Below are 24,624 nucleotides of genomic sequence, written 5' to 3' on the forward strand. Positions count from 1 at the left end.
CGCGACCGCGGACTGGGCGTCATCTTCATCACCCACAACCCGCACCACGCCTTCCCCGTCGGGGACCGGTTCCTGCTGCTCAAGCGCGGCAAGTCGATCGGCTACTACGACAAGAAGGACATCACCCTGGACGAACTCACCGCCCAGATGGCCGGCGGCGCGGAACTGGCCGAACTCGCCCACGAACTCGAACAACTCGGCGGACACACCGAAGCCCTCAAGGAAGTCCAAGCCGAAGTCGCCGGGGTATCCGAAGTCGCTGAAGTTGCTGACGGTGCTGGCGCTGCTGGCGATTCAAGGGAAAGCAGCCCGCGGCACGCCTAGCGCGCCGGCAGACAACGCGGACAGGGATGGGGGTCCGCCGGAAAACCGGATGGGCCCCCGCCCGCCATGCCACCGCAGGAATGTGCACGAAGTAGTAGACGGGAAGACAGCATGCCGATCCGGGTTGGCGTTATCGGCGCCGGTGTTATGGGCGCAGACCACATCAGGAACCTCTCCACCACCATCAGCGGGGCCGAAGTCACCTTCGTGGCAGACCTCGACGCCGGACGAGCGGCAGCCGCGGCGCCGCCGTCCGCCCGGCTCACCACGGATCCTTCCGAGCTGATCAACTCCAGCGATGTCGACGCCGTCGTCATTGCTTCACATGACTCCACCCATGCCGGACTGGTGCTCGAATGCTTTGAAGCGATGACGCCGGTGCTGTGCGAAAAGCCGCTGGCGCCCACGCTCCTGGAAAGCCGCGAAGTGGTGGAGGCTGAAGCCGACCTCCTGGCCGCAACGGGGGCCCGGCTGCTGTCGATGGGCTTCATGAGGCGTTTCGATCCCGGCTATGTCGCCCTGCGCCAAGCCACCCGGGCACGCACGCAAGGCGAGCCTTTGCAGGTCCACTGCACAAGCCGGACCGTATCCGCGGGACCGGGCGCGAGCTCGGAATCCGCCATCACCAATTCCGCCATCCACGAGCTCGACATCATCCCTTGGCTGCTGGATTCGCCCATCACTGAGGTGTCCTGGCAAGCGGGGCGGCGTTCCCGGCACAGTACCGGTGACCTGCGTGATCCAGCCTTCATGCTCCTCCGGGCGGCCAACGGCACCCTGGCCACCCTGGAACTCTTCCTCAACGCGCAGTACGGCTACACCACCCGGTGCGAGGTCGTGTCGGAGTTCGGCACCACTGCACTCCCGGAACCGGCTGCCCTCGACGTCCGGCAGGAGGGGAGGCGCAGTTCCGAAATCCCTGCCGACTGGCGTCCACGCTTCGCCGACGCTTACCGCTTGCAACTCCAGGCCTGGATTTCAGCCCTCGAAAAGGGCGAGCCTGCGCCGCTCGCCACTGGTGAGGACGGGCTGCGCGCGTCGCAGCTCGCACAAGCCATGATCCGTTCGCTCCACAGCGACGGGGCCTACACGAAGGTGGTCTACTGATGGTTTCACCCGGCCTGCCGGAGTCCGGTCTTCCGGTGTCCGGTCTTCCGGTGTCCCGTGTGCCGGATTCCCGCGACGCTCCCGCGTTGCGTTGGGGGATCATGGGCCCGGGGTGGATTGCCGAACGCTTCACCGAGTCGGTGCAGGCCTATTCAACGCAAGTGATAGCCGCCGTCGGCTCCCGCTCCTTGGACCGGTCGAAGGCGTTCGCGGACGCTTTCGGCGTGCCCACCGCCTACGGGAGCTACGAAGAGCTGGCCACGGCTCCGGACATAGACATCGTGTACGTGTGCACGCCACACAACGTCCACCACGGGGCTGCCGTGCTCGCCATCGACGCCGGCAAACACGTCCTGATCGAGAAACCGATCGGCCTGAACGCGGCGCAGGCCCGGGACATCGCCGATCGGGCCAAGGCAGCCGGCGTCTTCGCCGCCGAGGCCATGTGGAGCTTCTTCCTTCCGAAGTTCGACGTGATCGGGCAAGTGCTCGACGCCGGGATGCTGGGTACTGTGACAACGGTCCTGGCGGAATACGGCGAGCACTTCGAACGCAGCCACCGCATCTTCGACCCCGCTCTGGCTGGTGGCCCTTTGCTGGACCTTGGCACCTATCCGCTGGCCCTCATCACAGAAGTCCTGGGTGCACCGGAACGCCTGTGCGCTTTCGGCCAGCCCCACGAATCCGGTGTCAACGCCCAGCTCTCCGCCATCATGGAATTCCCGGGAGGAAGTCAAGCCGTGATGAATACGCACTTGCATAATTTCACTCCTACCACGGCAACGATCGTTGGCTCCGAGGCGACGTTGACCATCGACGGCCCCTTCAATATGCCCGGCGGTTTCGAGATCCGGTTCCCGGACGGCACGCGGCTTCGCCACAACGAGGCTGCCGGCGGGCATTTGGAAGGCTTGCACTACGAAGCCGCAGCGGTGGCCCGCGCCATCGCCGCCGGTTCGGCGGAAACCCAACAAAGGCCACTGGCCTCCTCCATCCGGACGATGGAAGTTGCCGATGAGATCCGCCGCCAAGCGGGAATTGAATTCCCTGGCGAAGGCGATGCGCCCGCCTGAGCAATTGTTGTACTGACTATCGAAAGGACGGCCCCATGGCCTACATCGAACAGCATTCAGCTGGACTTCCCACGCCTGTGCGGCTTGGCCTCATAGGCTCCGGCTGGATGGGAGCGTTCCACGGCGAAAGCATAGCCCGCAGGGTTCCCGGTGCGGTCCTTGCCGCGGTCGCCGATCCCAACGTGGACTCTGCAACGTCCGTGGCTGCCCGGCTTGGCACGGCCAAGGTCACCGCGGACGCCACGGACATCATGGCCGATCCGGACATCGACGCCGTGATCATTGCCAGCCCGGCACGCTTCCACGCTTCCCTGATCGCCCAGGCCGCGGCCGCCGGCAAGCACGTGTTTTGCGAGAAGCCGGCCGCGCGGAGCCTCGAAGAGCTCGACGCCGCCCTAGGCGCCGTCGAAGCGGCAGGGGTGCATTTCCAGATCGGCTTCAACCGCCGCTACGCCAGCGACTTCCGGGCCGCCAAGAAGGACCTGGCCGAAGGAATTGTGGGAAAGCCGCAGCTCTTGCGCTCGTTGACGAGGGACCCGGGCACCGGGAGCATCGGGCATGCAGCCAGGATCCCGGCCTGGACGATTTTCCTGGAAACGCTCATCCACGATTTCGATACCCTGAACTGGTTCAACGAAGGAGCCGAGCCGGTCGAGGTGTACGCCGTCGCGGACGCCTTGGTGGAACCGGGCCTGCGTGACCAAGGTTTCCTGGACACCGCCGTGGTCACCATCCGTTACAGCAATGGCGCCCTGGCGGTGGCCGAAGCGAACTTCAGCGCACTTTACGGCTACGACGTCAGGGGCGAAGTCTTCGGCTCCAAGGGCATGGTTCAGGCCGGACGGCCCACGGAAACGGCCGCCCTGAGGTACACGGCAGAGGGCCTTTCCGCCGAAACTCCCAGGCTCAACGTCGAACTGTTCCGCGATGCCTACACCGATGAACTCGTGGACTTCGCGGCTGTAGTCCGCGCGCGCCGCGACGGCACGCAACCGCCGTCGGGCGCTTTCACCCTGACCCCGGGAGCCGCCGACGCGCGCCGCGCCCTCGCGATGGCTTTGGCCTGCATCGAGTCGGTCCAGCAAGGCGCCCCGGTGGCGGTACCCGCGGTGTCGAGCAAGGGCGCAGTCTCGAGCAACAGCAAGGCCGGTGTCTGATGCGGCTGGCCGTTTGCGCCGAAATGGTCTTCACGGAGCTGCCGTTCACTGAACGTGTACGTAGGATCCATGAGGCCGGATTCGACGTCGAGCTCTGGGACTCAAGGAGCAAGGACATTGCGGCACTCAAGGCGAGCGGCGCGGTCTTTTCTTCCATGACCGGGTACACCTCCGGGAGCCTGGTTGACGCCGACACCGCCGATGACGTGGTGAGGACAGCTGAGACACTGATTCCGACCGCTTTGGAACTTGGCGTGAGCCGCATGGTGGTTCACTCGGCGGAGCTGATCGACGGCAAAGCAGCCCGTCCCGCCTACCGGTCCAACGGCAGCATGTGGATCACGGGTGCCCGGACCTTGGAGCGCCTTGGCGCGCTCGGGGAAAAACACGGAGTGACGTTCTGCCTGGAAAATCTCAACACCGTGCTGGACCACCCGGGCATCCCGCTGGCGCGGGCCAAGGACGCCCTGGCGCTGGTGGAGGCGGCCGGACACCCCAACGTGAAGATGATGCTGGACCTGTACCACGCACAATTGGGGGAGGGGAACCTCATTGAGCTGGTCCGCACCGCGTTGCCGCACATCGGCGAGATCCAGGTGGCGGACGTCCCCGGTCGCTGCGAGCCCGGCACCGGCGAGATCAACTACCCGGCTGTGGCCCGGGCACTCGCGGCTGCCGGCTATGAAGGGACCGTCGGCATGGAGGCCTGGGCCAGCGGAGACGACATGGAGGCGCTTGAGGCGTTCCGCCAGGCGTTCACGTTTGAGGCCGGAGAGTCCCGGAACAGCCCGGCTTTTTCAACGGAGGTAGCACGATGAGGGACGTCGTTCTCGGGCTGGTTGGAGTAGGGCGGATCGGCGTGATGCACGCAAATAACATCGCAGCCATCAACGGGGAACTGAATGCGCAGGGCGTCAACGTGGAGTTGCGGCTCACGGACGTCGCCGAAGACCACGCCCGCAGGGTGGCAGCCGGTCTTGGCGCTCAATTCCTGCCGTCGGTAGAGGCTTTGATCGCCTCCGGAGTGGATGGGCTGGTCATCGCGACGGGAACCGGCACGCACCCGGAATTGATCCGCGCGGGAGTGGACGCCGGTATCCCGGTGTTCTGCGAGAAGCCGGTGGCCATGAATGTGGCCGATTCACTGCCTGTCCTGGAACATATCCGTGCCAACGACGGAGTGGTGCAGATCGGCCACCAGCGCCGCTTCGATGCCGGCTACCTCGAGGCCAAGCGCGCCTACCAGGCCGGCGAGCTTGGCTGGATTCACTCGCTGCGCGCCGTGACCTGCGACATGGCGCCGCCGCCCGTGGAGTTCCTGGCAACGTCCGGCGGACTGTTCCGCGATTGCTCGGTCCACGATTTCGACATCCTGCGCTGGCTGACCGGCCGCGAGATCGTGGAGGTCTACGCCAAGGGTTCCAACAACGGAGATCCCGCCATTGGCGAAGTGGGCGATGTGGACACCGCGCTTGCGTTGATCACCTTCGACGACGGGACGGTCGGCACAGTGTCGGCAACCCGTTACAACGGTGCAGGGCACGATGTCCGTCTCGAAATCCAGGGCTCGAAGCGTTCCCTCATGGTTGGCCTGGACGACAAGACAGCCATGGAATCAGCCGAAGCCGGGATCGCCTTCCCGTCCGGAGAACCCCACAAGACCTTCGCCGAGCGCTTCGACCAGGCTTACCGCTCGGAAATGGCGGCCTTCGTTGAGCTGGTCCTGGGCCAACGCGAGAACCCGTGCACCCCGGAGGACGCCGTCGCGGCGTCCCGCGTGGCGGATGCCGCGCAGGAGTCGCTGGCAAGCGGGGTCCCGGTCAAGGTGGCCCTCGCTACGGCGTAGGCCGGTCAGGCGATTACACGCCCCAACTGGCTCGCAGTTGTTGTCGTTCTGACGGCCCAGAACGACAACAACTGCTTGGGCCCACGCCGCCAGGGTTCCCTGGCCGAGCTTGCGAGGCGAGGGTGGCGGTGGGGATTAGTTGGGTGCACGAACTCTTTTAGGCGCCGAACGGCAGGCGGGGGTCGATGTCCTGCCCGTCCCAGCTCTGCCGCACCCACCCGTGGTGGGGGTCGTCGCTGATGAGCCATTCGCGCACGGGTCCCGGGCCGGCCATGACGTTCAGGTAGTACAAGTCGTAGCCGGGAGCGGCCATGGCGGGGCCGTGCCAGCCATAGGGAACGAGGACGACGTCGCCCGTGCGAACCTCCGCGGCCACATCGATCGGACGGTCATCGGAAGCGTAGACGCGCTGGTAGCCGATAGCATCGGCGTCAGCAGGCGCGCCGGAGCCGTCGGCCACCCGGGTCTCGAAGTAGTAAATCTCCTCGAGCTGCGTTTCGCCGTCCTTTTCCTCGTCATGCTTGTGCGGGGGATAGGAAGACCAGTTGCCCGCGGGGGTGAGCACTTCGCAGACGATGAAACGGTCCGCCTCGAGGGCGGCAGGAGTGCCGAAGTTGTGGACCTGGCGCGAGCAATTGCCCGCTCCGCGCAGCTCTACCGGGGTTTCGGCGGCAGTCACCAGCCTGGTGGGGTACGACGCGTTGGCCGGGGCAGTGGCAACGGCGACGCGGCCGCCGTCGGGCGAACTGATGGTGACCGCAGCATTCGTGCCGGAATACAGGACATCGCTGGGGCCATGGAAAACCGACGCGCGCCCCGCAAGGGGATACTCGACGTCGTCGACCGTCACCGTAAAGGCGCCGTTGAGCGGCACAATGATCCGCTCTTCAGCTGCGGCGGGGAGCTCGACGGCGGCGCCCGCGGCGAGCGTGGCGACCTTGAGGCCCGTGTGCGCCCAACCGTCCACAGTCAACGCGGAATCGGAGGTTCCGAGCGAGATGTCCCAATCGCCGTCGTTGGCGGTTCCCAATGGATAGACCCAGTTGGCCATGAAGTTATGTCCTTGCGTTAGCGCTGTACGAGTGTCATTTCAAAGCTGTAGGAATCGGCCCGGTACACGTGGTGGCCGGTCTCGACCATGCGTCCGGTGTCGTCGACGGCGGTGCGCTCCATGGTGACCAAAGCCGAGCCGACCTCCGCCTCCAAGAGCGGTGCCTGGTAGTCGTTGGCGATCATGGCGCCGATCCGCTGCGAGGCGAGGCGGAAGTTGACTCCGCCGCGGCGGAGGATGGCGTAGAGGCCCTCCGCCTGGAGCATGGCCTCGTCCATGGTGGTGATGTCGTCGCGGACCCAGTTCTCCATGAGCGCCAGCGGCTTACCGCCTACTTTGCGCAGGCGTGTGAAGTGATAGACCTTTGAACCGGCCGGAAGCTGGAGGGCGGTCAGCGTGGCTGCGTCGGCTTCCATGTGCGAGAAGCTGAGGACCTGCGTCGTGGGCTTCTTGCCGTTGTTGCTCAGGTCGTCATAGAGGCTGGAGAGCTCCAGGGGCCGGCGGACCTGACTCGACACTACCTGTGTGCCGACGCCGCGCTTCCGGACCAGCAGGCCCGATCGGACGAGTTCGTCCATGGCCTTGCGCATGGTGGGCCGGGACAGGTTGAGCTGGGCGGCGAGATCGATTTCGTTGTCCAAACGGCTGCCGGGCTCCAGCACTCCGCTGTGGATGGCGGCCTCGATGCCCTGGACCACCTGGTGGTACAAAGGCACAGGGGAAGAACGGTCGATTGTGAGGCCAAGTTGATTCGCCATTGCATGCTCCCTCGCATTCCGGGACTGTCCCGGAAGTTGCACGCATGTCCGCTCATGTTCGCTTGATAGGACATACTGCTTTACTGATGATAGCAGGAGCTTTGTGCGGGTCAAGGGTGCCGGAGGCGTGTTTAATTTGCCGTTTCAGGCTGTCTGTTCGGAACTTTAGGGACATGTCCAGACATCAGAACCATGTGCGTCGGCGGCGGTCCCGGCTTTCGGTGTCGGGAGCGTTCAGGGCGCCGTCGGCGCGCCTTCAGCGGCCGCGTCGGCGGGCGCCGCCGCGTTGCCGGACGTAGCCGACAGCCGCAAGGACAGCGCCGAGCCCCTCGGCGACTGCGCTGAGGGACTTCTCGAAAAACCATGCGGGCTCGTACATGGAAGGGATCGGACCTATGGCAGGTATGTCCACATATCGGTAGAGGAGGACCGCAATGAAGGCGCTTCCAGCGATCACCACCGCTGCGGCGTAGGCCGGCCGACTGCCTCGTACCAGGACATACAGGCCGACGAGGATTGCGGCCGCGGCCTCAAGACGGAACAAGTTGCCTTCCCCGATTCCGCCAGGGGCACCCAACTGGTAGCCGGCGGCAAGATCGAAATGCACCACCGCATCGATGACGAGGGCTGCCGCCACAAGCAGTCGCAGCAGGATGTCCTTGGGCCTGCGGTTCATCGGCTTGCGGCGGGCCGCTTCACGGGTGCTCATTTCACTGTGCTCATTTCACCGGGCTCATTTCACGACCAGGGTTCCGTGCATGTTGGAGTGGTAGGTGCAGTGGTAGGGGTAGCTGCCCGGCGTGGTGGGCGCCGTGAACTGGGTTGTTCCGCCCCCGCCGTCGACGGCGGCGTCGAAGGCCTTGCCGTCGTCCGAGGTGACCGTGTGGGCCTGGGCGTCCTCGTTCTTCACGGTGATTTTGGCGCCCGGGCTGACCGAGACGGGTCCTTGATAGCCGAAGTCCTTGATGGTGATAGTGAGCGATGGGGATTGCGGAGCGCCGGAGGATGTGGCCGAAGGTGGGCTCGATGATGCGCCGTAGCCGCCGGTTCCGGACGAGCCGCAACCGCTCACGGCGACCAGGGCCGCCGCCGCAACGATGACCATCAGGGTCTTGGGGCTCTTCTTCATCATTGGTTCCCCGCTTCTCGTATCCGTTGGCCGCAATGTGCCCGCCACAATGATGAGACGAATTCCAAGCCGGTCGGGTTCACCGACGCGGGAAATTGCCGCCGGCGTCCCGATAAAGGCCGCCCGATCACCACACGGGACGCAGCGCCCTGCAGACCTCCACGAAAGCCTTGAACGGGGCGAGCCGTTCTTCGTCGGGCAGCTGGGAGGCCTCGGGGTGCCACTGCACAGATGCGACCCATCTTTGTGGATCCTCGAGGGCTTCCACGGTCCCGTCTTCCGCGACCGCCGTCACCACTAAGCCATCGCCTACCCTGGCCACGGCCTGGTGATGTCCCGAAGCAATCCGCACCGAGGTCCGTGAGCCATAGAGCCCGGCAACTTTGGAATCCGGTGAAAGTTCGACGTCGTGCCACGCCCAGGCGCTGAGCTCACCTTCCGTCGGGGTCAGGCCGCTGTGCTCCACCAACGTTGGATGCATGTCCTGGATGAGCGTTCCGCCGTAGACCACGTTGAGGAGTTGGTGACCGCGGCAGATGCCGAGGGTGGGCAAACCGGCGTCGAGCGATCCACGGGCGACCGCCAGGTCCAAGCGATCCTGGTCAGGGTTGACGTCGTAGCATGCTTCAGTCGCTTCTTCACCGTAGAGTCGCGGATCCAGGTCTCCGCCGCCGGGCAGCAGAACCCCGTTGAGGGAGCGGAGCTCGGCGGCCAGCGGACCGGCTTCGTCGGTGAAGGAGGCGTCCAGCAGTACAGGCTCCGCACCGGCGTCGCGCACTAGTTCGACAATGAAGTCGAAGAGTTCGTTCGCTTCTCCCACGCGAGGATCCGCGCTTTCGGAGCTGCTGAGGCGGACAGGAATGCCGATCCGGGGCCTTAAGCTGCTTTGCTGTTCGGAAGTCTGCATGCTCCATGATGCACTGGCCGGTCGGCTCCTGCGCAACGGGAACCGCGGGCTTACGCTGATGCCATGAATCCGTCCCGCGCACTGACTCCCAGTCCCCGCACGCTCGACATTGAGAGCGTGGCCCATTTCGACCGGCTTCTGAGCTCCGGTGCCGCAACGATGCACGGATGGCACGCCCAGTCGCTGGACCTGCGAGGCCGACGCGCGGACCTGCAGAGGTTGGATCCCCAAGGCGCCATCTTCCTGGGCTGTACCTTCGACGACGGCGTGGAGGACTCGCTGCGCAGCCGGGGCGCACTCATCTTTCCCAAGCTGCGCGGCGTGCCGTTCAACCCGTACCGGGGCAGGCTCTACAGCGCCGCCGAACTGTACGAGGACATTGACTCCACGGAATACGAAGCCACGCTCGACGCCCAGGTCTACCAATGGAGCATCATGCCGGGGCAGCGGACCAGCCTGGACGCCACCCTTGCCGCCGCGCTGCACGACCACGCCATCGGGGCCGCCCTGGACGAGCTCCTGGGCAACGGGGACTTCGCGGGGAACACGATCGTAGGCGTCATGGGCGGGCACGCCGCGCAACGCGGAACGACGGACTTCGACGACGCGGCGCGCCTGGGGCGGCTCCTGGCCCACTCCGGCTTCACGGTGGCCACCGGGGGAGGACCGGGTGCCATGGAAGCCGCCAATTTGGGTGCCTACCTAAGCGGCCTGCGCGACGCCGACTTCGCCGTCGCGCTGCAATCGCTCGCGTCGGTGCCGGGTTTCCGTCCCTCGGTGACGGCCTGGGCGCGGGCGGCGGCCGCCGTCGTCGGGCACTATCCGAGCGGGACGACGTCGCTGGGCATTCCCACCTGGTTTTACGGGCACGAGCCACCCAACCTCTTCGCCACCCACATCGCCAAGTATTTCGCCAATTCCATGCGCGAAGCGATCTTGCTGGAGCTATGCAACGGCGGGATCGTGTTCCTACCGGGCTCCGCCGGCACCGTGCAGGAAATCTTCATGGACGCGTGCGAGAACTTCTACGGCGCCCCGGAAACCGTCACGCCCATGGTGCTCGTAGGGCGCGACCATTGGGAGAACAAGTATCCCGCGTGGCCCATGTTGCAGAGTCTCGCCGCCGGGAAAGTGATGGAGCGGCGGATCTTCCTTGTGGACAGCGTCGAGGAAGCGCTCGCCGTCGTCGCGGACTAAGGTTTCGCGGAGGACATGCCCAGCCTTGGCTCTGAGCACTGGACATATTGCAAATATGCCCATTTCCGGACTCCAAGGCTGGACATGTCCCTTGGATTGAGAGGGTTATGTCCGCTTCTGGGGCTTGGGGCTGGGCATGTCCCGTGGACGACGAGTGGGCATGTCCCTTCCTGGAGTCCAGAGATGGACATGTCCTGTGTGGCGAAGGGTGATGTCGGGCTAGTGCGGGGCGCGGCCGCCCAAGCGCGTGGTGATTTTGCGGGCTGCGTCTTGGCATGCCTCGCCGAGGCTGGCGAGGGTGTCCTGCGAGACCCGGAACTTGGGCGCGGGGATCAGGACGGAGGCCACGATGTCTCCGCGGTGGTCGAAGACCGGCGAAGAGACGCCGACTTCTTCAATAGACGTTTCGCCGAAATTGAAGGCCCAGCCACGCTTCACGGATTCCTCGAGCCGGAGCAGGTAGGCTTCGAGTGCTTCCTCGTCGAGCCCGGGCAAAGTGATGGAGCCGCTCCGCAGGAGTTTGCGCACGCGGTCGGCGTCTTCGGCGGCAAGGAAGACCTGTACCGAAGAGCTGAGGGCCTCGTTGTAGCGGGCACCCAGGGGAGCGAGGTGCTTGACCTGGTGGCGGCTGGCGATTTGTTCCACGCACATGGATTCGTTCCCGTTCCACACCATGAGCGCGCTCGTCTCGCCGGTCCGCTCGCTGAGTTCGCGCAGCACGGGGTAGGCCACCCGACGCTCTTCCAGTTCGGCAAGGAGCGGGCCGGCAAGGGCGATCATCCCCAGCCCCAGCCGGAAGCGTCGGGACTCAGGGTCGCGCTCCACCAAGTGTTCCTGTTCGAAGGTTGCCAGGATCCGGGACACAGTGCTTTTGTGCAAGCCGATCCTGCCGGCGATCTCGGTGACACCCAGAAGAGGTTCCTCGGCGGTAAAGCTGCGGAGCACGGCAATGGCGTTCTCGAGTACCGAAGCGCCTTTGGAATCGCCGTTGGCCGGGGTGTCACTCGTGATTGCACGCGGTTCTGCTGGGGTCATGATGGTCACTATATGGCTCTTTTTATTGGGACATGCCCAGCCTTGGCCTAGGGCAATGAGCATATGAGTCATATGTCCACTGCTCGGGCGCAAGGTTGGGCATGTCCATTGGGGGTGGGTGTTAGGCGCCGATGATGTTGTACTCCGGGCCGAACGGGAACTTAGTGATGTTCTCGGCACCGTCTTCACCGACCACCAGGATGTCGTGTTCCCTGTATCCGCCGGCACCCGGCTGGCCGTCGAGGACCGTGATCATCGGTTCCATGGAAACCACCATGCCCGGCTCCAGGACCGTATCGATGTCTTCGCGCAGCTCCAGTCCGGCTTCGCGGCCGTAGTAGTGCGAGAGGACCCCGAAGGAGTGTCCGTAGCCGAAGGTTCGGTTGGCGAGCAGTCCATGCGAAACGTAGATCTCGTTGAGTTCCGCGGCGATGTCCTTGCAGACGGCCCCGGGCTTGATGAGTTCCAGCCCGCGCTTGTGCACGTCCACGTTGATGTTCCACAGTTCAAGGGAGCGTGCATCGGGTTCGCCGTAGAACAGGGTGCGCTCCAGGGCTGTGTAGTAGCCCGAGGTCATGGGGAAGCAGTTCAGCGACAGGATGTCGTGTTCCTGGATCTTGCGGGTGGTTGCCCAGTTGTGGGCGCCATCGGTGTTGATGCCGGACTGGAACCACACCCAGGTATCGCGGATCTCGGAGTCGGGAAACGTCCGGGCGATCTCGTGGACCATGGCTTCGGTGCCGATGAGGGCCACCTCGTACTCGGTGATTCCGGCCGTGATGGCGTTGCGGATCGCCTCGCCGCCCAGGTCGCCGATCCGGGCGCCGTGCTTGATGACCTCGATCTCCTCGGCGGACTTGATCATGCGCTGGCGCATCGCGGCCTGGGCAACGTCCACAAGCGTCGCGCCGGAGAAGGCGGCCTGGATCTTGTTGCGGTTGTCCAGTGGAAGGGAATCGTCCTCCACACCCAGGCGCCGGACGTTGATCCCGCGGGTGCGCAGTACTTCCTGGATGCCGAAGATGTAGTTGTCCCGGCGCCAGTCCGTGTAGACCAGGTTCTCTCCATAGCTGCGGCGCCAAGGCATTCCGGCGTCGATGTTGGCGGTGACCGTGACGGTGTCGTCGGCGGTGACCACCATGGCGTAGGAACGGCCGAAGTAGGTGAACAGGAAGTCGGAGTAGTACTTGATGGAGTGGTAGCTGGTCAGGACAACGGCGTCCAGGTCCTTCTCGGCCATGATCCGGCGAAGACCGGCAAGGCGCCGCTCAAACTCTGCGTCGGAGAACGTCAGGGAAACCTTCTCTCCGTTGTTGAGGACCTTGAGGCGCTCGAGCTTGGTGACGTCGCTTACGGCTTCATTCTCGGTGATGGTCATGCGTGGTGTTCCTTTCAATGGGTGGTTGTTTTCAGTCCTGCTGCAGGGGCTTCTTGGAAGTCTCCACAGCGAAGAGGACCGCGATGAGGGAGATGACGGCGGCCGCCACGAGGTACCAGCCGGGAGCCAGCTGGTTGTGGGTCAGGCCGATGAGGAGGGTTGCCACGAACGGGGCAGTGCCGCCGAACAAGGCGTTCGAAAGATTGAAGCTGACGGCGAAGCCGCTGTAGCGGACCCTCGTGGGGAAGAGCTCGGCAAGGAAGCTGGGCAGGGTGCCGTCGTTGAGCGTGAGCATGCCGCCCAGCAGGATCTGGACCAGGACAATGACCAGGAAGTTGCCGGTGTCGAGGAGCATGAACGCCGGAACGGTCAGCGCCACGAACAGCACGGAAGCCGTGATGAGCATGCGCTTGCGGCCGAACCTATCCGACGCGATCCCGGTCAGGAAGATGAATCCGATGTAGCTGAGGAGGGCAATGGTCGTGGCCAGGAACGATTCGGCCGCACCGAAGTGAAGCTCCTCGGAGAGGTACGTCGGCATGTAGCTGAGGATCACGTAGAAGCCGACGGCGTTGAGCAGCACGGCGCCCGTCGCGATGATCAACTGCTTGCGGTAGGTCTTGAACATCGCTAACGCCGGAGCCTTGACCGCGGTGTCTTTCGCGGCCATTTCGCGGAATGCCGGGGTGTCCTCGAGCTTCGTGCGGATGTAGCGGCCGATCAGGCCCATCGGGGCGGCCAGGAGGAAGGGCAGTCGCCAGCCCCATTCGCCGAGCTGCTCGGCGCTCAGCACCGAGCTGAGCAGTGCCGCCAGCAGGGAACCGAGCAGCAGGCCCGCCGCTGTACTGGCAGGTACGACGGCGGCATAGAGTCCGCGCCGATTGGCCGGCGCGTATTCCACCAGGAAGGCTGAGGCCCCTGCGTATTCGCCTGCTGCCGAGAAGCCCTGGACAACGCGGACGAGCAGCAGGAGGACCGGTGCCATGACGCCGATCGTGTTGTAGCCGGGGATCAGGGCGATGCAGAACGTTGCCACGGACATGAGCACGATCGACAGGGAGAGCGCCTGTTTGCGTCCGAGCCGGTCACCGATGTGGCCCCAGATGAATCCGCCCAGGGGACGGACGAAGAAGGAAACGGCAAAGACGCCGAACGTGGCGAGCAAGGCGGTCTGCCGGTCCGATGCGGGGAAGAAGACGGTCGAGATGATCCCGGCAAGGTAGCCGTAGACGGCGTAGTCGAACCATTCGACGAAGTTGCCGATGAAGCTTGCAGTGATGACGCGGCGGCGGGTGTCCTTGCTGACCGCGTGGTTGTTGGCGGGCTTTGACGGGCCGCCCGGGGTGGCTGTTGCTTCGGGAAGCTCGCCGGATCCGCCTTTGGATCCGGCGTGAGCGCTTCCCGGGATTGCTGCCACGGGGGATGTTTCGTTTTTCATGAATCCACCAAGAAATTTGGGGTTGCATTCAACGCAACGCTGTTGCACCAGAATAGATGTGTTGTGCATCACCGTCAAGGGTCCGCCGCTGCCGCCCAACTGACTCGCATTAGATGTCGTATTCGGCGCTCTAAACGACAACTAATGCGAGCTAGTTGGGGAGGGGCGGTTGCGGTGCGGCCGTGTTGCGGCGCGCTCGCTGCAACACGGTTGCATTGAACGGGTAGAGCCGAGTCCCGGAATGCAAAAAAGAAGCTCCCCGGATCCAAGGATCCGGGGAGCTTCAAAGCAAGCGTTAGGGGACTATTTGAGCCAGGCAGCCACCACGTCGGGGTGGGCATCCACCCATTTCTTGGCAGCGGCATCGGGCTTCATGCCGCCCTGGATGTCCGTTGCGACGGAGTTCTGGTCCGCGTTGGTCCACGAGAAGGCCTTGAGCAGTTTCGCGGCGGGAGAACCGCTGTCCGCAAACTTCTTGGCCATCACTTTGTTCAGTTTGTAATCGGGGTAGTCGCAGGCGACCTTCTCGGCGTCGGCATCGCAGCCCGGGGTGTAGGCGGGCAGGCTGACCTTCTTGAGTGGGACCTCGGAAAGGAACCACTGCGGTTCGTAGAAGTACCCCAGGAGCGGCGTCTTGTTCTTCTCGGCCGAACGGAACGATTGGATCAATGCGGCTTCCGAACCGGAGAAGACCACCTTGTAGTCGAGGCCCAGGTTCTTGACGAGGGCTTCATCGTTGGTCACGAACGCCGGGTCGCCGTCCAGGACCTGGCCCTTGCCGCCCGATTCGGACGTGGCAAGGATGGACGCGTATTTGTTCAGGTTCTTGCTGTCCAGGATGTCCGGGTACTTCTGGACCATCCATGGTGGTACATACCAGCCGATGTGCCCTTCATTCCCCGTGGGACCGGCGTCCACCGCTACCTTCTGGTCGGTGATGTACTGCTTGGCGAGGTCGGCGTGACCCCAGTTCTCAAGAATGACGTCGACTTCGCCCGAACCGAAGCCCTGCCAGGAGATCTGTTCCGACAGGTCCTTCTGGACTACGGTGCAACCGAGCTTGTTTTGGGCTACGTAGCTGTAAACAGCAGCATTTGCCGTGTAGCCTACCCATGCGTTCAGGGCCACGTTGACGGTTCCGCAGGGGGTGCTCGAAGCACCGGCCGCGGCCGCCTGATTTACTGTTGCGCCGCCGCAGCCGGCGAGCAACAGGGCGGCAGCCACGGTTCCGGCGAGCGTGGGTATTGTTCGTTTCAACAGCAGTCCAGCTTTACTCATAGTGGGGTCTCCTTGTTGGGTGCATAGCGTGAGTGTCAGGGCCGTTAGTGGGCGGGTGATTTTGCCGAAGGGACTTTTCGGACGGGGTTCGCTGCGGCAGCCTGCGTCATGCGGTCGAGCAGGATGCCGAGGAAAACGATGGCGAGGCCTGCGGCGAGGCCCTTGCCGAACAGTGAACTTTGGACAAAGCCGGCGACGACGTCGTACCCGAGGCCGCCTGCTCCGACCAGTGCTCCGACTACCACCATGGCGAGGACGTAGATGAGGCCTTGATTGGCGGCGAGGGCCAGGGACTGCCTGGCCATGGGCAGTTGGACCTTGGTGATGACCTGCCAGGGAGTCGAGCCGCTGGATACGGCGGCTTCCATGACGGTGGGGGAAATTGCGGCGATGCCGTCGGCGGTGATCTTGATGGCCACGGGCGCCGCATAGATGATGCCAGCGATGATGGCGGTGAACCGTGTAGCGCCGAAGAGGCCCAGGAACGGAACCAGGTAGACGAAAGCAGGCATGGTCTGTCCCGCGTCAAGCATGGGCCGCATGAGCTGGTCCACTTTGTTGGACCTGCCCATGGCGACGCCGAAGATGACGCCCAGGACCATGACCACTGCCGTGGCAACGAGGGTGCCTGCCAGGGTGACCATGGCATCGCTCCACAGGCCCAAATAGATGATGACAGCCAAGCACGATGCCGTGACGGCCGCCAGCTTCCAGCCGCCGAGGGCAAAAGCCGCCACGACGATGGCGGCGACGAGGAGATAGAAAGGCGTCTCTGTCAGGAGTGACTGGAACGGGTTGAGGATTCCGTTGGTGACTGCCTCGCGGAAAGACACCGTGAAGAGGAAGAGGTTGGTCTGCAGCCATTCGCTCGCGGAGCTCACTCCGCTGACGATGGCCGGGCCAATGTTGAGATCCTTCGGGAAGGCAGCGGCCCAGAGCATCGTGCGGGACAGCTGGACCATGGCGAGCGCCACGAGCAAACTGATGGCCAGCAAAATGTACCGCATTCGCCGCGATATCCGGCGTTTGCGGTTTGCTCCGGGTTCGGCCCGGCGGCTTGCGGCCGTGGTCACGCGGTCCAGCACAATGGCCAGAAGGACGATCGACAGTCCGGCGTTGACCGCCGTGCCGACGTCGAGCGACTGCAGGGCGCGGATGACCACTTGTCCGAGCCCGGGCGCTGCGATCAGCGCCGCGATGGTGACCATGGACAGGGCAGCCATCGTGCTTTGGTTGATCCCCATCACGATGGTGCGCCGAGCGAGGGGTAGTTGCAGGGTGACGAGCCGCTGCCAGCCGGTGGTTCCCAAGGAGTCGGAGGCTTCCCGGGTGTTTTCCGGGATGCATCGGATCCCGTGCGCCGTCAGTCGGATGACCGGAGGTGCCGCATAGATCACGGTGGCGATCACGGCGGAGGCGGGGCCGATCAGGAAGATGAGGGCCAGCGGTGCCAGGTAAACGAAGGTGGGCAGGGTCTGCATGAAGTCCAGGACCGGAGTGATCACCTTGGCAACCCGGCCATAGACTCCGGCCACGACTCCGAGGGGGATGCCGATCAGCAGGGTGAACAGCACGGCAGTGATGACGAGGGCGAAGGTGTAGGCCGCTTCCGTGAAGAGCCCCTGAAGGCCGAAGAACACGAAGACGGCTGCTGTCAGCAGAGCCACCCGGGCGTTGCCCACGGCGAAGGCGATCCAGCTGAGCAGCCCGACGGTTCCCAGCCAGCCGATTTCCGGCAGGCGAAGCCCGGTGGAGCTGGCGGCGAAAATACCGATGAATAGGTTTGCGACCGCGTCGACGGCGGCCCGGAGGGGTGTGAAAACGTACTGGAAGACGGGATTGTCCGCACGGTTCGCTGCCACCCAGGCATTGAATTGGTTGAGTGAGCGGTGGAGGTCAGTCAGCTCTGACGCAGGCAGCGTCAGGGTGGATGTGCCGTGAAGGAACAGGAATCCGACGAGCCAGACGACGGCGGCCCCGCCCAGAAGCAGGGCGCGGCGGCTGAGCCGTTTGCGCGGTGCGCGGACGGAAACGAGGCCGGTCTGAACCGGGGCGCGATCGCGGACGAGCGTGGACATCACGCCGCAACTTCCGTGCTGCGGATGACCGACAGGATGCTGTCGCGGTCGATCTGGCCGGTGATCTTGCCGGAGTCTTCCACCAGCACAGGACACAATGAGTTCATGACGGTGGGAATGGCGTCGCGGATGATCGTTCCTGCGCTGAGGACGGGAGCATCTCCGGGTGTGCCCAGTGCTACGGGATCGGTGATCCACTTGAGCGTCAGGACATCGGCGCGGGGCACTTCGGAGACGAAGTCGGCAATGTACTTGTCCGCGGGCGATCCCACAAGGTCATCGCCGGTGCCGCATTGGACCGTCTCTCCGTTCCGCATGATCAGGATGCGGTCCCCGAGTTTGAGGGCTTCGGAAAGGTCGTGGGTGACGAAAACCATCGTCTTGCCCATTTCTTTGTGCAGCCGGATGACTTCCGCCTGCATATCGCGCCGGATGAGCGGGTCCAGGGCGGAGAACGGTTCGTCGAAAAGGATGGTGTCCGGATCGCCTGCCAAGGCGCGGCCCAGTCCGACGCGCTGTTGCATTCCGCCGGAGAGCTGATCGGGGAAATGCTGTTCGTAACCTTTGAGGCCTACGAGCTCGATGATTTCGCGGGACCTGGCGTAGCGCTCGTTCTTGGCGGCGCCACGGATCTGCAGCCCGTAGGACACGTTGTCCAGGACGGTGCGGTGCGGCAGGAGGCCGAAATGCTGGAAGACCATGGACATTTTCCGCCGACGCAGCTCCCGGAGCTCGCCGGTTCCTGCCTGCATCACGTCCTTGCCGTCCACCAGGACGCTCCCCGACGTCGGTTCGATCAGCCGGGTGAGGCACCGGATCAGGGTGGACTTTCCTGATCCGGACAGGCCCATGACGACGAACACCTCGCCCTTCGCGACGTCGAAGTTCATGTCGCGCACTGCGGCATTGCACCCGGTGCGTTCAAGCAATTCGGCGGAACTCAAAGCCGAGAGTTCGGGATCCTTGGGGATCTTTTCACCTCCGGGTCCGAAGACTTTCCAGAGGTTGCGCACTGATATGTCAGGACTGTTCATTGCTGTACTCCTGCCTGTGGCGGCTCGAACCAGTGGCTGGGCCCGGGGCTGATGTTTTGCCAGATGTGTTTTGTTTCTCGGTATTCGGCCAAGCCTGCGAGCCCCAATTCGCGGCCATTGCCGGACTGTCCGAAGCCGCCCCATTCGGCTTGCGGAACGTACGGGTGGTAGTCGTTGATCCAGACCGTCCCGTGGCGCAGGGCTTCGGAGACCCGCTGGGCCTTCGAGGCGTCTGCCGTCCACACAGCCCCGGCCAGTCCGTAGACGGTGTCGTTGGCAATCCGGATGGCCTCCTCTTCGGTGGTGAACGTTTCCACCGTCATGACGGGACCGAAGGATTCCTCCTGCACCACGCGCATCGAGGTGGTGCAACCGTCCAGCACGGTGGGCGGGTAGAAACTGCCACCGGCCAGTTCCGGGCTGTCCGGAATGAAGCCGCCGCACAGCAGCCGGGCTCCTTCCGCGACCCCGGCCTGCACGTAGGCGTGGACCTTGTCCCGGTGGGCCGTGGAGATCAGCGGACCTGTCTGTGCTTCCTGGTCGAAGGGCCCGCCCAGCCGGATCTGGCGTGCACGGCGCACCACTTCGGCCACGAACTCCTCGTGAATGGACTCTTCGACGATGAGCCGGGCCCCGGCCGAGCAAACCTGGCCGGAATTAAGGAAGACGGCCGTCAAGGCGTTGTCGATGGCGGCTTCCCGGTCTGCGTCGGCGAACACGACGTTCGGGTTCTTGCCGCCGAGCTCGAGGGCCACTCGCTTGACCGTCTGCGCCGCGGCCACCATGATCCGCTTGCCCGTTTCCAGCCCGCCCGTGAAGGAAACCAGATCGACCCGGGGATCCGAGCTAAGTACCGCCCCCACTTCCGGTCCCGTACCGGTCACGAGGTTCGCGACGCCGTCGGGCACCCCTGCTTCCCGCAGGGTGTCCATGAGCAGGATCGACGTGGAGGGGGTCAGCTCACTGGGCTTGAGGACGAAAGTGTTGCCGGCCAAGAGTGCAGGTGCGACCTTCCACGAAGCTTGCAGGAGGGGGTAGTTCCACGGCGTGATGAGCCCGCAGACGCCTACGGGTGCATGGACGACCCGGCTGATGGCGCCGGGCCGGCCGGTATCGATCACGCGTCCGGCGTCCGTGCCTGCCACGCTGCCGTAGTAGTGGAAGCAGGCTATGACGTCGTCGATGTCGTATTCGGCTTCGACCAGGCGCTTGCCGGTGTCGAGGGCTTCTGCTGCGGCGTATGCGGACTTGTCCCGCTGCAGCAGCCCGGCCACGCGGAGCAGGACGGCGCCGCGTTCCAGCTCGGGCGTGCCCGGCCAGCGGCCGTCGTCGAACGCCTTCCGCGCACTCGCCACGGCGGCCTCGGCGTCGGCCTGGGTGCACTCCGCGACGTCGGCAACGTGCGTGCCGTCCGCCGGGCAGCTGATGCTCCGGGTGCCTCCGCTGGACTGCTGCCATCCGCCGTCGACGTAGCTGCCGCGCACCGTGTGGATCTGTGAAAGTTGTGGGCTGTTCATGCCGCTCCTTAGTTCCTTGCCGAAGTGGCCTCGGGCAGGCTGTCCGGAACCGGCCCGTCTGCTTCCGGAAGCGTGCCGTGCCGGTAGAACTCGGCGGCGATCGGCGCGAGGGGTTCGCGGCCCTGGATCAGATCCGCGGCCTTCTCGGCCAGCATCATGACCGGGGCGTAGATGTTGCCGTTGGTCACGTAGGGCATTGCCGAAGCGTCAGCCACCCGCAGGCCCGAGGTGCCGTGGACCCTCATGCTGAGCGGGTCCACCACGGCCATCGGATCCGTGGCCGGGCCCATCTTGGCTGTGCAGGAAGGGTGCAGGGCGGTTTCGGCGTCGCGGGCTACCCAGTCGAGGATTTCCTCGTCTGTCTGGACGGCTGGACCGGGGGAAAGCTCACCGCCATTGAAAGGGGCCATGGCAGGCTGTTCCAGGATGTTCCGGGAAATCCGGATGGCTTCGACCCACTCGCGCCGGTCCTGGTCCGTGGAAAGGTAGTTGAACTTCATGGACGGGTGCACGGTTGGATCCGTGGAGGTGATCTTCAGGCTGCCACGGGCGTCGGAATACATGGGCCCGATGTGCACTTGGTAGCCATGCTTGGCATCGGCCTTCTGGCCGTCGTAGCGGACGGCCACCGGCAGGAAATGGAACATCAGGTTGGGGTAGGCAACGTCCTCGTTGGAGCGCACAAAACCGCCGCCTTCGAAGTGGTTGGTGGCTGCGGGCCCCTTGCGTCCGAACAGCCACTGCAGGCCGATCCACGGATAGCGCCATAGACTCAGGCTGGGCTGCATGGACACCGGCTGGGTGCAGGCGTGCTGGATGTAGACCTCCAGATGGTCCTGCAGGTTTTCGCCGACGCCGGGGAGGTCAACTACGGGTTTGATGCCCAGGGACTTGAGGTGGGTGGAGTCCCCGACGCCGGACAACTGCAGGAGCTGCGGGGTGTTGATGGCTCCTCCGCACAGGATGACTTCCTGGGCGTCCACGCTGTGCTGCTTGCCGTTGCGTCGGTAGCTGACGCCCGTGGCCCTGACGCCGGAAGTGCCGGTTTCGTCGAAGTTGATCTTGGATACGAGTGCCCGGGTCCGCACGGTGAGGTTGGGCCTGTCGAGGTGCGGCCGCAAGTAGGCGCGGGAGGCGGAGAGCCGCTGGCCCTTGTGCACGTTGCGGTCGAAGGGACCGAAGCCCTCCTGCCGGTACCCGTTGACATCGTTGGTCCGCGCGAATCCGGCTTGTTGGGCGGCGCGGAAGAAGGCTTGGAAGAGGGGATTGCGCGCCGGACCGCGTTCAAGGACCAGCGGTCCGTCGTGTCCCCGCAGCTCGTCGCCGGGATCCGCGGCGAGGGCGGTCTCCATGCGGTTGAAGTACGGGAGGCAGTGCGCGAAGTCCCAGGTCTCCATCCCGGCGTCGGCTCCCCAGCGTTCGTAGTCCAAAGGGTTGCCGCGCTGGAAGATCATGCCGTTGATGGAACTGGAGCCTCCCAGGACCTTGCCGCGGGTGTGCGCGATCCGCCGTCCGTGCATGTGCGGCTCGGGGTCCGATTGGTAGCGCCAGTCGTAGAACCTGTTCCCGCTGGGGAACGTGAGCGCCGCGGGCATCTGGATGAACAGATCCCAGGGGTAGTCGCTCCGGCCGGCCTCCAGGACCAGGACGGTCTTGGTGCGGTCTGCGCTCAGCCTGTCCGCCAGCACCGATCCGGCGCTGCCCCCACCCACAATGACGTAGTCAAACTTTTCGTTGGCCATTAGTTGAACTCCTTTGAAGTGATCCCCATTGCTGTGTCCGGAAGCCAGGGGGCGTCAGCCCCGCAGCTTTTCCATGTTTGGATCCACGAGGGGATCGGCGGAGATGGTAGCCGGGATCCGCTTTCCGAAGTATTCGATCTCGACGGCGTCACCCTCGCCCGCCTCGGCGGGCAGCCAAGCGTAGGCGATGGGCTTCCGGACGGTGTAGCCGTAGGCGGCGCTCGTGACGTAGCCGGAAGGCTCTCCCCGGAAATAGACGGGTTCCTTGCCCAACACCACGGATGTTCCGTCGTCGACCGTCAGGCAACGCAGGCGGTGGTTGACGGGCAGCTCGCGGCGGGCTTTGAGGGCCTCCGCGCCGATGTATCCTTCCTTGTCCTTGCCGACGGAGAAGCCAAGACCGGCCTGGAAGGGCTCGTGCTCCGGGGTCATGTCGGTACCCCACAGCCGGTAGCCCTTCTCGATGCGCAGGCTGTTGAACGCACCCCGGCCGGCCGCAATGATTCCCTGCTCCTGGCCGGCCTCGAACAGCAGGTCCCAGAGCCTTTGCCCGTTTTCCGCCGTCGTGTACAGCTCCCAGCCCAACTCGCCGACGTAGGACAGCCGCATCGCGGTGACGGGGATCCCGCCGATCCGGACCTTCTTGGTGCGGAAGTACTTCAATCCTTCGTTGCTGAAATCGTCGTCGCTCACCTTGGCGATAACTTCGCGGGCCAGGGGCCCCCAGAGCCCCACGCAACACGTGGAACCGGTGATGTCGCGGACCTGCACCCACTGGCTGACATCCCCGGCGGTCTGCTTGCGTGCTTCGGTGGTGAAGTAGTCGAAGTCGATGTTGCCGTTCGCGCCCACCTGGAACGTGGTCTCATCCAGCCGGGCCACCGTGATGTCGCTGCGGATGCCGCCGTCGTCGTTGAGGAGCAGGCAGTACGTCACCGCACCCGGCTTCTTGTCGACTTTCCCGGCGCTGAGGCGCTGCAAGAGGGTTACGGCGCCCGGCCCGGAAACCTCCAGCCGCTTGAGCGGCGTCATGTCATAGAGCGCGACGGCGGTGCGCGTCTTCCACGCTTCGGCGGCGGAAATGGGGGAGTGGAACATGGCGGCCCATGGCTCGCGCTCCGGTGCACGCCATTCTTCGGGGAGTTCGTCGAGCAAACCGCGGTTGGCTTCGAACCAGTGCGGGCGTTCCCAACCGTGGGCTTCGAGGAAAAACGCCCCGAGCTCCTTCTGCCGGGCGTTGAACGGGCTGACGCGCAGCTCACGGGGGGAGACCCTTGGCTGCAGGGGGTGCAGGACGTCGTAGATCTCCACGAAGTTCTGCTGCGAGGTTTCGCTGACGTAGCTCTCCGCGGTCTGGATTTCTTCGAAGCGGGAGACCTCGCATTCGTGGAGCGGAATCCGGGACTGGCCCTCGATGAGGCGCTCCGCCAGGGCGCGGGCCACTCCGGCGGAGTGCGTCACCCAGACGGCCTCGGCCACGAAGAAGCCGTCAACGTCCTTGGACTCGCCGACGAGGGGACCGCCGTCGGGGGTGAACGAGAAGATCCCGTTGAAGCCATCGGCAATCCGGGCGCCGGCGAGTGCCGGGAGGAGTTCTTTGGAGTCTTCCCAGCACGGCAGGAAGTCTTCTTCCGTGAACGGCAGGCGGGAGGGCATCCGGTGCTCGGACATGTCAGCGGCGGCAACTTCGGGCAGCTCCCGGAGGTCCACGGGCATGGGCTTGTGGGCGTAGGAGCCGATGCCCATCCGGTCCCCGTGCTCGCGGAAGTAGAGGTCCTTGTCCTGGTGGCGGAGGATGGGCATCCAGGCGCCGTTGCCGGGGTCAAGCAGCCGTGAGGCGTCGTTCCGGCCCACGAGCTCGGGCACGGAGGTGGTCTTGACGTATTGGTGGGCCAGGGGGAGGAGCGGCACGGACATGCCCACCATGGCGCCGATCCTGGGTCCCCAGAACCCGGCGCAGGAAACCACGATGTCGGCCGCGATCACGCCGTCGGGCGTTTCGACGCCGGTGACCTTGCCTCCGGCCTGTTCAATGCCGGTGACGGGAGTGGAACCGCGGAACGTGACCCCTGCGGCGCTCGCCTTGGCGATGAGCAGGCCGACGGCGCGGGCTGCGGAAGCCAAACCGTCGGAGGGGACGTACAGTCCGCCAAGCACCTTTTCCTGGTCGAGCAGCGGGTAGTGCTTGGCGCACTCGTCCGGATCGATGAGCCGGCCTTCCACGCCCCACGACGCCGCGTAGCCCAGCTTGCGCTTGAGGTCCTCCAGGCGCTCCGGAGTGGTGGCCACTTCGAGGCCGCCCACCTGGTTGAAGCAGGAGACGCCGGAATCGCTGAGCGAGAGCAGCTTGTCCACGGTGTAGGACGCGAATTGGGTCATGGTCTTGGAGGCATTGGTCTGGAACACGAGGCCGGGGGCGTGCGAGGTTGAGCCGCCCGCCAACGTCAACGGGCCCTGCTCGACCACGGTGATGTTGGTCCAGCCGCGGGTGGACAGCTCATCCGCAAGATTGGCGCCGACGATACCGGCTCCGATGATGACAACGCGGGGTGATGTGGACATGCGTGTTGCTCCT

The 24,624-nt window shown here is 64.7% G+C and carries 20 protein-coding genes and 1 pseudogene; 7 read left to right on the forward strand and 14 right to left on the reverse strand.

Going from position 1 to position 24,624, the window contains the following annotated elements; all coding sequences use genetic code 11:
- The 6 genes and pseudogenes from AB0323_RS08240 to AB0323_RS08265 all read left to right on the forward strand — a co-directional run.
- A pseudogene (locus AB0323_RS08240) lies at window positions 1–324 on the forward strand (hypothetical protein); the annotation flags it as partial.
- A gap of 111 nt (window positions 325–435) precedes the next feature.
- Entirely contained in the window at window positions 436–1,431 is a 996-nt protein-coding gene (locus AB0323_RS08245) for a Gfo/Idh/MocA family oxidoreductase (RefSeq protein WP_366176879.1), read from the forward strand.
- A complete protein-coding gene (locus AB0323_RS08250; protein ID WP_366176880.1) occupies window positions 1,431–2,504 on the forward strand; it encodes a Gfo/Idh/MocA family oxidoreductase in 1,074 nt (357 codons plus the stop codon). The genes AB0323_RS08245 and AB0323_RS08250 overlap by 1 nt, the downstream gene beginning before the upstream one ends.
- 35 nt (window positions 2,505–2,539) lie before the next feature.
- Entirely contained in the window at window positions 2,540–3,661 is a 1,122-nt protein-coding gene (locus tag AB0323_RS08255; protein ID WP_366176881.1) for a Gfo/Idh/MocA family oxidoreductase, read from the forward strand.
- Window positions 3,661–4,479, forward strand: coding sequence for a TIM barrel protein (locus AB0323_RS08260; RefSeq protein WP_366176882.1), 819 nt, complete (start codon window positions 3,661–3,663; stop codon window positions 4,477–4,479). Before AB0323_RS08255 ends, AB0323_RS08260 begins: the two co-directional genes overlap by 1 nt.
- Window positions 4,476–5,507: a Gfo/Idh/MocA family oxidoreductase gene (locus AB0323_RS08265; protein ID WP_366176883.1), complete on the forward strand. Its 1,032-nt coding sequence runs from the start codon at window positions 4,476–4,478 to the stop codon at window positions 5,505–5,507. The genes AB0323_RS08260 and AB0323_RS08265 overlap by 4 nt, the downstream gene beginning before the upstream one ends.
- Before the next feature lie 157 nt (window positions 5,508–5,664).
- On the opposite strand, the gene iolB is transcribed toward AB0323_RS08265, so the two are convergent.
- The 5 genes from iolB to AB0323_RS08290 all read right to left on the reverse strand — a co-directional run bounded on the left by iolB (window position 5,665) and on the right by AB0323_RS08290 (window position 9,352).
- The gene (gene iolB, locus AB0323_RS08270) at window positions 5,665–6,558 is read right to left on the reverse strand and encodes a 5-deoxy-glucuronate isomerase (RefSeq protein ID WP_366176884.1); all 894 of its coding nucleotides are present in this window, start codon (window positions 6,556–6,558) and stop codon (window positions 5,665–5,667) included.
- Between the two features lie 17 nt (window positions 6,559–6,575).
- Complete coding sequence (locus AB0323_RS08275; protein ID WP_366176885.1) at window positions 6,576–7,316, reverse strand: GntR family transcriptional regulator; 741 nt, start codon at window positions 7,314–7,316, stop codon at window positions 6,576–6,578.
- 256 nt (window positions 7,317–7,572) lie between these two features.
- Window positions 7,573–8,025, reverse strand: a complete 453-nt coding sequence (locus AB0323_RS08280; RefSeq protein ID WP_366176886.1) for a hypothetical protein — start codon at window positions 8,023–8,025, stop codon at window positions 7,573–7,575.
- A gap of 24 nt (window positions 8,026–8,049) precedes the next feature.
- Entirely contained in the window at window positions 8,050–8,448 is a 399-nt protein-coding gene (locus AB0323_RS08285; RefSeq protein WP_366176887.1) for a cupredoxin domain-containing protein, read from the reverse strand.
- A gap of 124 nt (window positions 8,449–8,572) precedes the next feature.
- Window positions 8,573–9,352, reverse strand: a complete 780-nt coding sequence (locus tag AB0323_RS08290; protein ID WP_366176888.1) for a type 1 glutamine amidotransferase — start codon at window positions 9,350–9,352, stop codon at window positions 8,573–8,575.
- A 63-nt stretch (window positions 9,353–9,415) separates the two neighbouring features.
- Between AB0323_RS08290 and AB0323_RS08295 the strand changes: the two genes are divergently transcribed.
- Window positions 9,416–10,549: a Rossmann fold nucleotide-binding protein gene (locus tag AB0323_RS08295; protein ID WP_366176889.1), complete on the forward strand. Its 1,134-nt coding sequence runs from the start codon at window positions 9,416–9,418 to the stop codon at window positions 10,547–10,549.
- Between the two features lie 219 nt (window positions 10,550–10,768).
- On the opposite strand, the gene AB0323_RS08300 is transcribed toward AB0323_RS08295, so the two are convergent.
- The 9 genes from AB0323_RS08300 to AB0323_RS08340 form a co-directional block, all read right to left on the reverse strand.
- On the reverse strand, window positions 10,769–11,584 hold the full coding sequence (locus AB0323_RS08300) for an IclR family transcriptional regulator (RefSeq protein WP_364539898.1): 816 nt from the start codon (window positions 11,582–11,584) through the stop codon (window positions 10,769–10,771).
- Window positions 11,585–11,705: 121 nt separating this feature from the next.
- On the reverse strand, window positions 11,706–12,962 hold the full coding sequence (locus AB0323_RS08305) for an aminopeptidase P family protein (RefSeq protein WP_366176890.1): 1,257 nt from the start codon (window positions 12,960–12,962) through the stop codon (window positions 11,706–11,708).
- A gap of 31 nt (window positions 12,963–12,993) precedes the next feature.
- Window positions 12,994–14,400: an MFS transporter gene (locus AB0323_RS08310; RefSeq protein ID WP_366176891.1), complete on the reverse strand. Its 1,407-nt coding sequence runs from the start codon at window positions 14,398–14,400 to the stop codon at window positions 12,994–12,996.
- Between the two features lie 303 nt (window positions 14,401–14,703).
- The gene (locus tag AB0323_RS08315; protein ID WP_364539890.1) at window positions 14,704–15,678 is read right to left on the reverse strand and encodes an ABC transporter substrate-binding protein; all 975 of its coding nucleotides are present in this window, start codon (window positions 15,676–15,678) and stop codon (window positions 14,704–14,706) included.
- A 44-nt stretch (window positions 15,679–15,722) separates the two neighbouring features.
- Window positions 15,723–17,756, reverse strand: a complete 2,034-nt coding sequence (locus AB0323_RS08320) for an ABC transporter permease subunit (protein WP_366176892.1) — start codon at window positions 17,754–17,756, stop codon at window positions 15,723–15,725.
- Window positions 17,756–18,790 (reverse strand): glycine betaine/L-proline ABC transporter ATP-binding protein, encoded by a 1,035-nt coding sequence (locus AB0323_RS08325; RefSeq protein ID WP_366176893.1) that lies wholly within the window; start codon window positions 18,788–18,790, stop codon window positions 17,756–17,758. Before AB0323_RS08325 ends, AB0323_RS08320 begins: the two co-directional genes overlap by 1 nt.
- A complete protein-coding gene (locus tag AB0323_RS08330; RefSeq protein ID WP_366176894.1) occupies window positions 18,787–20,307 on the reverse strand; it encodes an aldehyde dehydrogenase family protein in 1,521 nt (506 codons plus the stop codon). The genes AB0323_RS08325 and AB0323_RS08330 overlap by 4 nt, the downstream gene beginning before the upstream one ends.
- Window positions 20,308–20,315: 8 nt before the next feature.
- Window positions 20,316–22,049 carry a choline dehydrogenase gene (gene betA / locus AB0323_RS08335; RefSeq protein ID WP_366176895.1) on the reverse strand — a complete coding sequence of 578 codons (1,734 nt, stop codon included), beginning with the start codon at window positions 22,047–22,049 and terminating at the stop codon, window positions 20,316–20,318.
- A gap of 54 nt (window positions 22,050–22,103) precedes the next feature.
- Window positions 22,104–24,611 carry an FAD-dependent oxidoreductase gene (locus AB0323_RS08340; RefSeq protein ID WP_366176896.1) on the reverse strand — a complete coding sequence of 836 codons (2,508 nt, stop codon included), beginning with the start codon at window positions 24,609–24,611 and terminating at the stop codon, window positions 22,104–22,106.
- Window positions 24,612–24,624: the final 13 nt, after the last annotated feature.

The organism is Arthrobacter sp. NPDC080031 (genome assembly GCF_040702485.1).
In the GTDB taxonomy this organism is placed as follows: domain Bacteria; phylum Actinomycetota; class Actinomycetes; order Actinomycetales; family Micrococcaceae; genus Arthrobacter.

Coding starts and splice junctions, on each gene's coding strand:
- AB0323_RS08285 (WP_366176887.1), bottom strand. CDS start 8,448: ATGATGAAGAAGAGCCCCAAGACCCTGATGGTCATCGTTGCGGCGGCG.
- AB0323_RS08310 (WP_366176891.1), bottom strand. CDS start 14,400: ATGAAAAACGAAACATCCCCCGTGGCAGCAATCCCGGGAAGCGCTCAC.
- AB0323_RS08315 (WP_364539890.1), bottom strand. CDS start 15,678: ATGAGTAAAGCTGGACTGCTGTTGAAACGAACAATACCCACGCTCGCC.
- AB0323_RS08295 (WP_366176889.1), top strand. CDS start 9,416: ATGAATCCGTCCCGCGCACTGACTCCCAGTCCCCGCACGCTCGACATT.
- AB0323_RS08290 (WP_366176888.1), bottom strand. CDS start 9,352: ATGCAGACTTCCGAACAGCAAAGCAGCTTAAGGCCCCGGATCGGCATT.
- AB0323_RS08300 (WP_364539898.1), bottom strand. CDS start 11,584: ATGACCCCAGCAGAACCGCGTGCAATCACGAGTGACACCCCGGCCAAC.
- AB0323_RS08320 (WP_366176892.1), bottom strand. CDS start 17,756: ATGTCCACGCTCGTCCGCGATCGCGCCCCGGTTCAGACCGGCCTCGTT.
- AB0323_RS08275 (WP_366176885.1), bottom strand. CDS start 7,316: ATGGCGAATCAACTTGGCCTCACAATCGACCGTTCTTCCCCTGTGCCT.
- AB0323_RS08250 (WP_366176880.1), top strand. CDS start 1,431: ATGGTTTCACCCGGCCTGCCGGAGTCCGGTCTTCCGGTGTCCGGTCTT.
- betA (WP_366176895.1), bottom strand. CDS start 22,049: ATGGCCAACGAAAAGTTTGACTACGTCATTGTGGGTGGGGGCAGCGCC.
- AB0323_RS08325 (WP_366176893.1), bottom strand. CDS start 18,790: ATGAACAGTCCTGACATATCAGTGCGCAACCTCTGGAAAGTCTTCGGA.
- AB0323_RS08260 (WP_366176882.1), top strand. CDS start 3,661: ATGCGGCTGGCCGTTTGCGCCGAAATGGTCTTCACGGAGCTGCCGTTC.
- AB0323_RS08305 (WP_366176890.1), bottom strand. CDS start 12,962: ATGACCATCACCGAGAATGAAGCCGTAAGCGACGTCACCAAGCTCGAG.
- AB0323_RS08280 (WP_366176886.1), bottom strand. CDS start 8,025: ATGAGCACCCGTGAAGCGGCCCGCCGCAAGCCGATGAACCGCAGGCCC.
- AB0323_RS08340 (WP_366176896.1), bottom strand. CDS start 24,611: ATGTCCACATCACCCCGCGTTGTCATCATCGGAGCCGGTATCGTCGGC.
- AB0323_RS08330 (WP_366176894.1), bottom strand. CDS start 20,307: ATGAACAGCCCACAACTTTCACAGATCCACACGGTGCGCGGCAGCTAC.
- AB0323_RS08245 (WP_366176879.1), top strand. CDS start 436: ATGCCGATCCGGGTTGGCGTTATCGGCGCCGGTGTTATGGGCGCAGAC.
- iolB (WP_366176884.1), bottom strand. CDS start 6,558: ATGGCCAACTGGGTCTATCCATTGGGAACCGCCAACGACGGCGATTGG.
- AB0323_RS08265 (WP_366176883.1), top strand. CDS start 4,476: ATGAGGGACGTCGTTCTCGGGCTGGTTGGAGTAGGGCGGATCGGCGTG.
- AB0323_RS08255 (WP_366176881.1), top strand. CDS start 2,540: ATGGCCTACATCGAACAGCATTCAGCTGGACTTCCCACGCCTGTGCGG.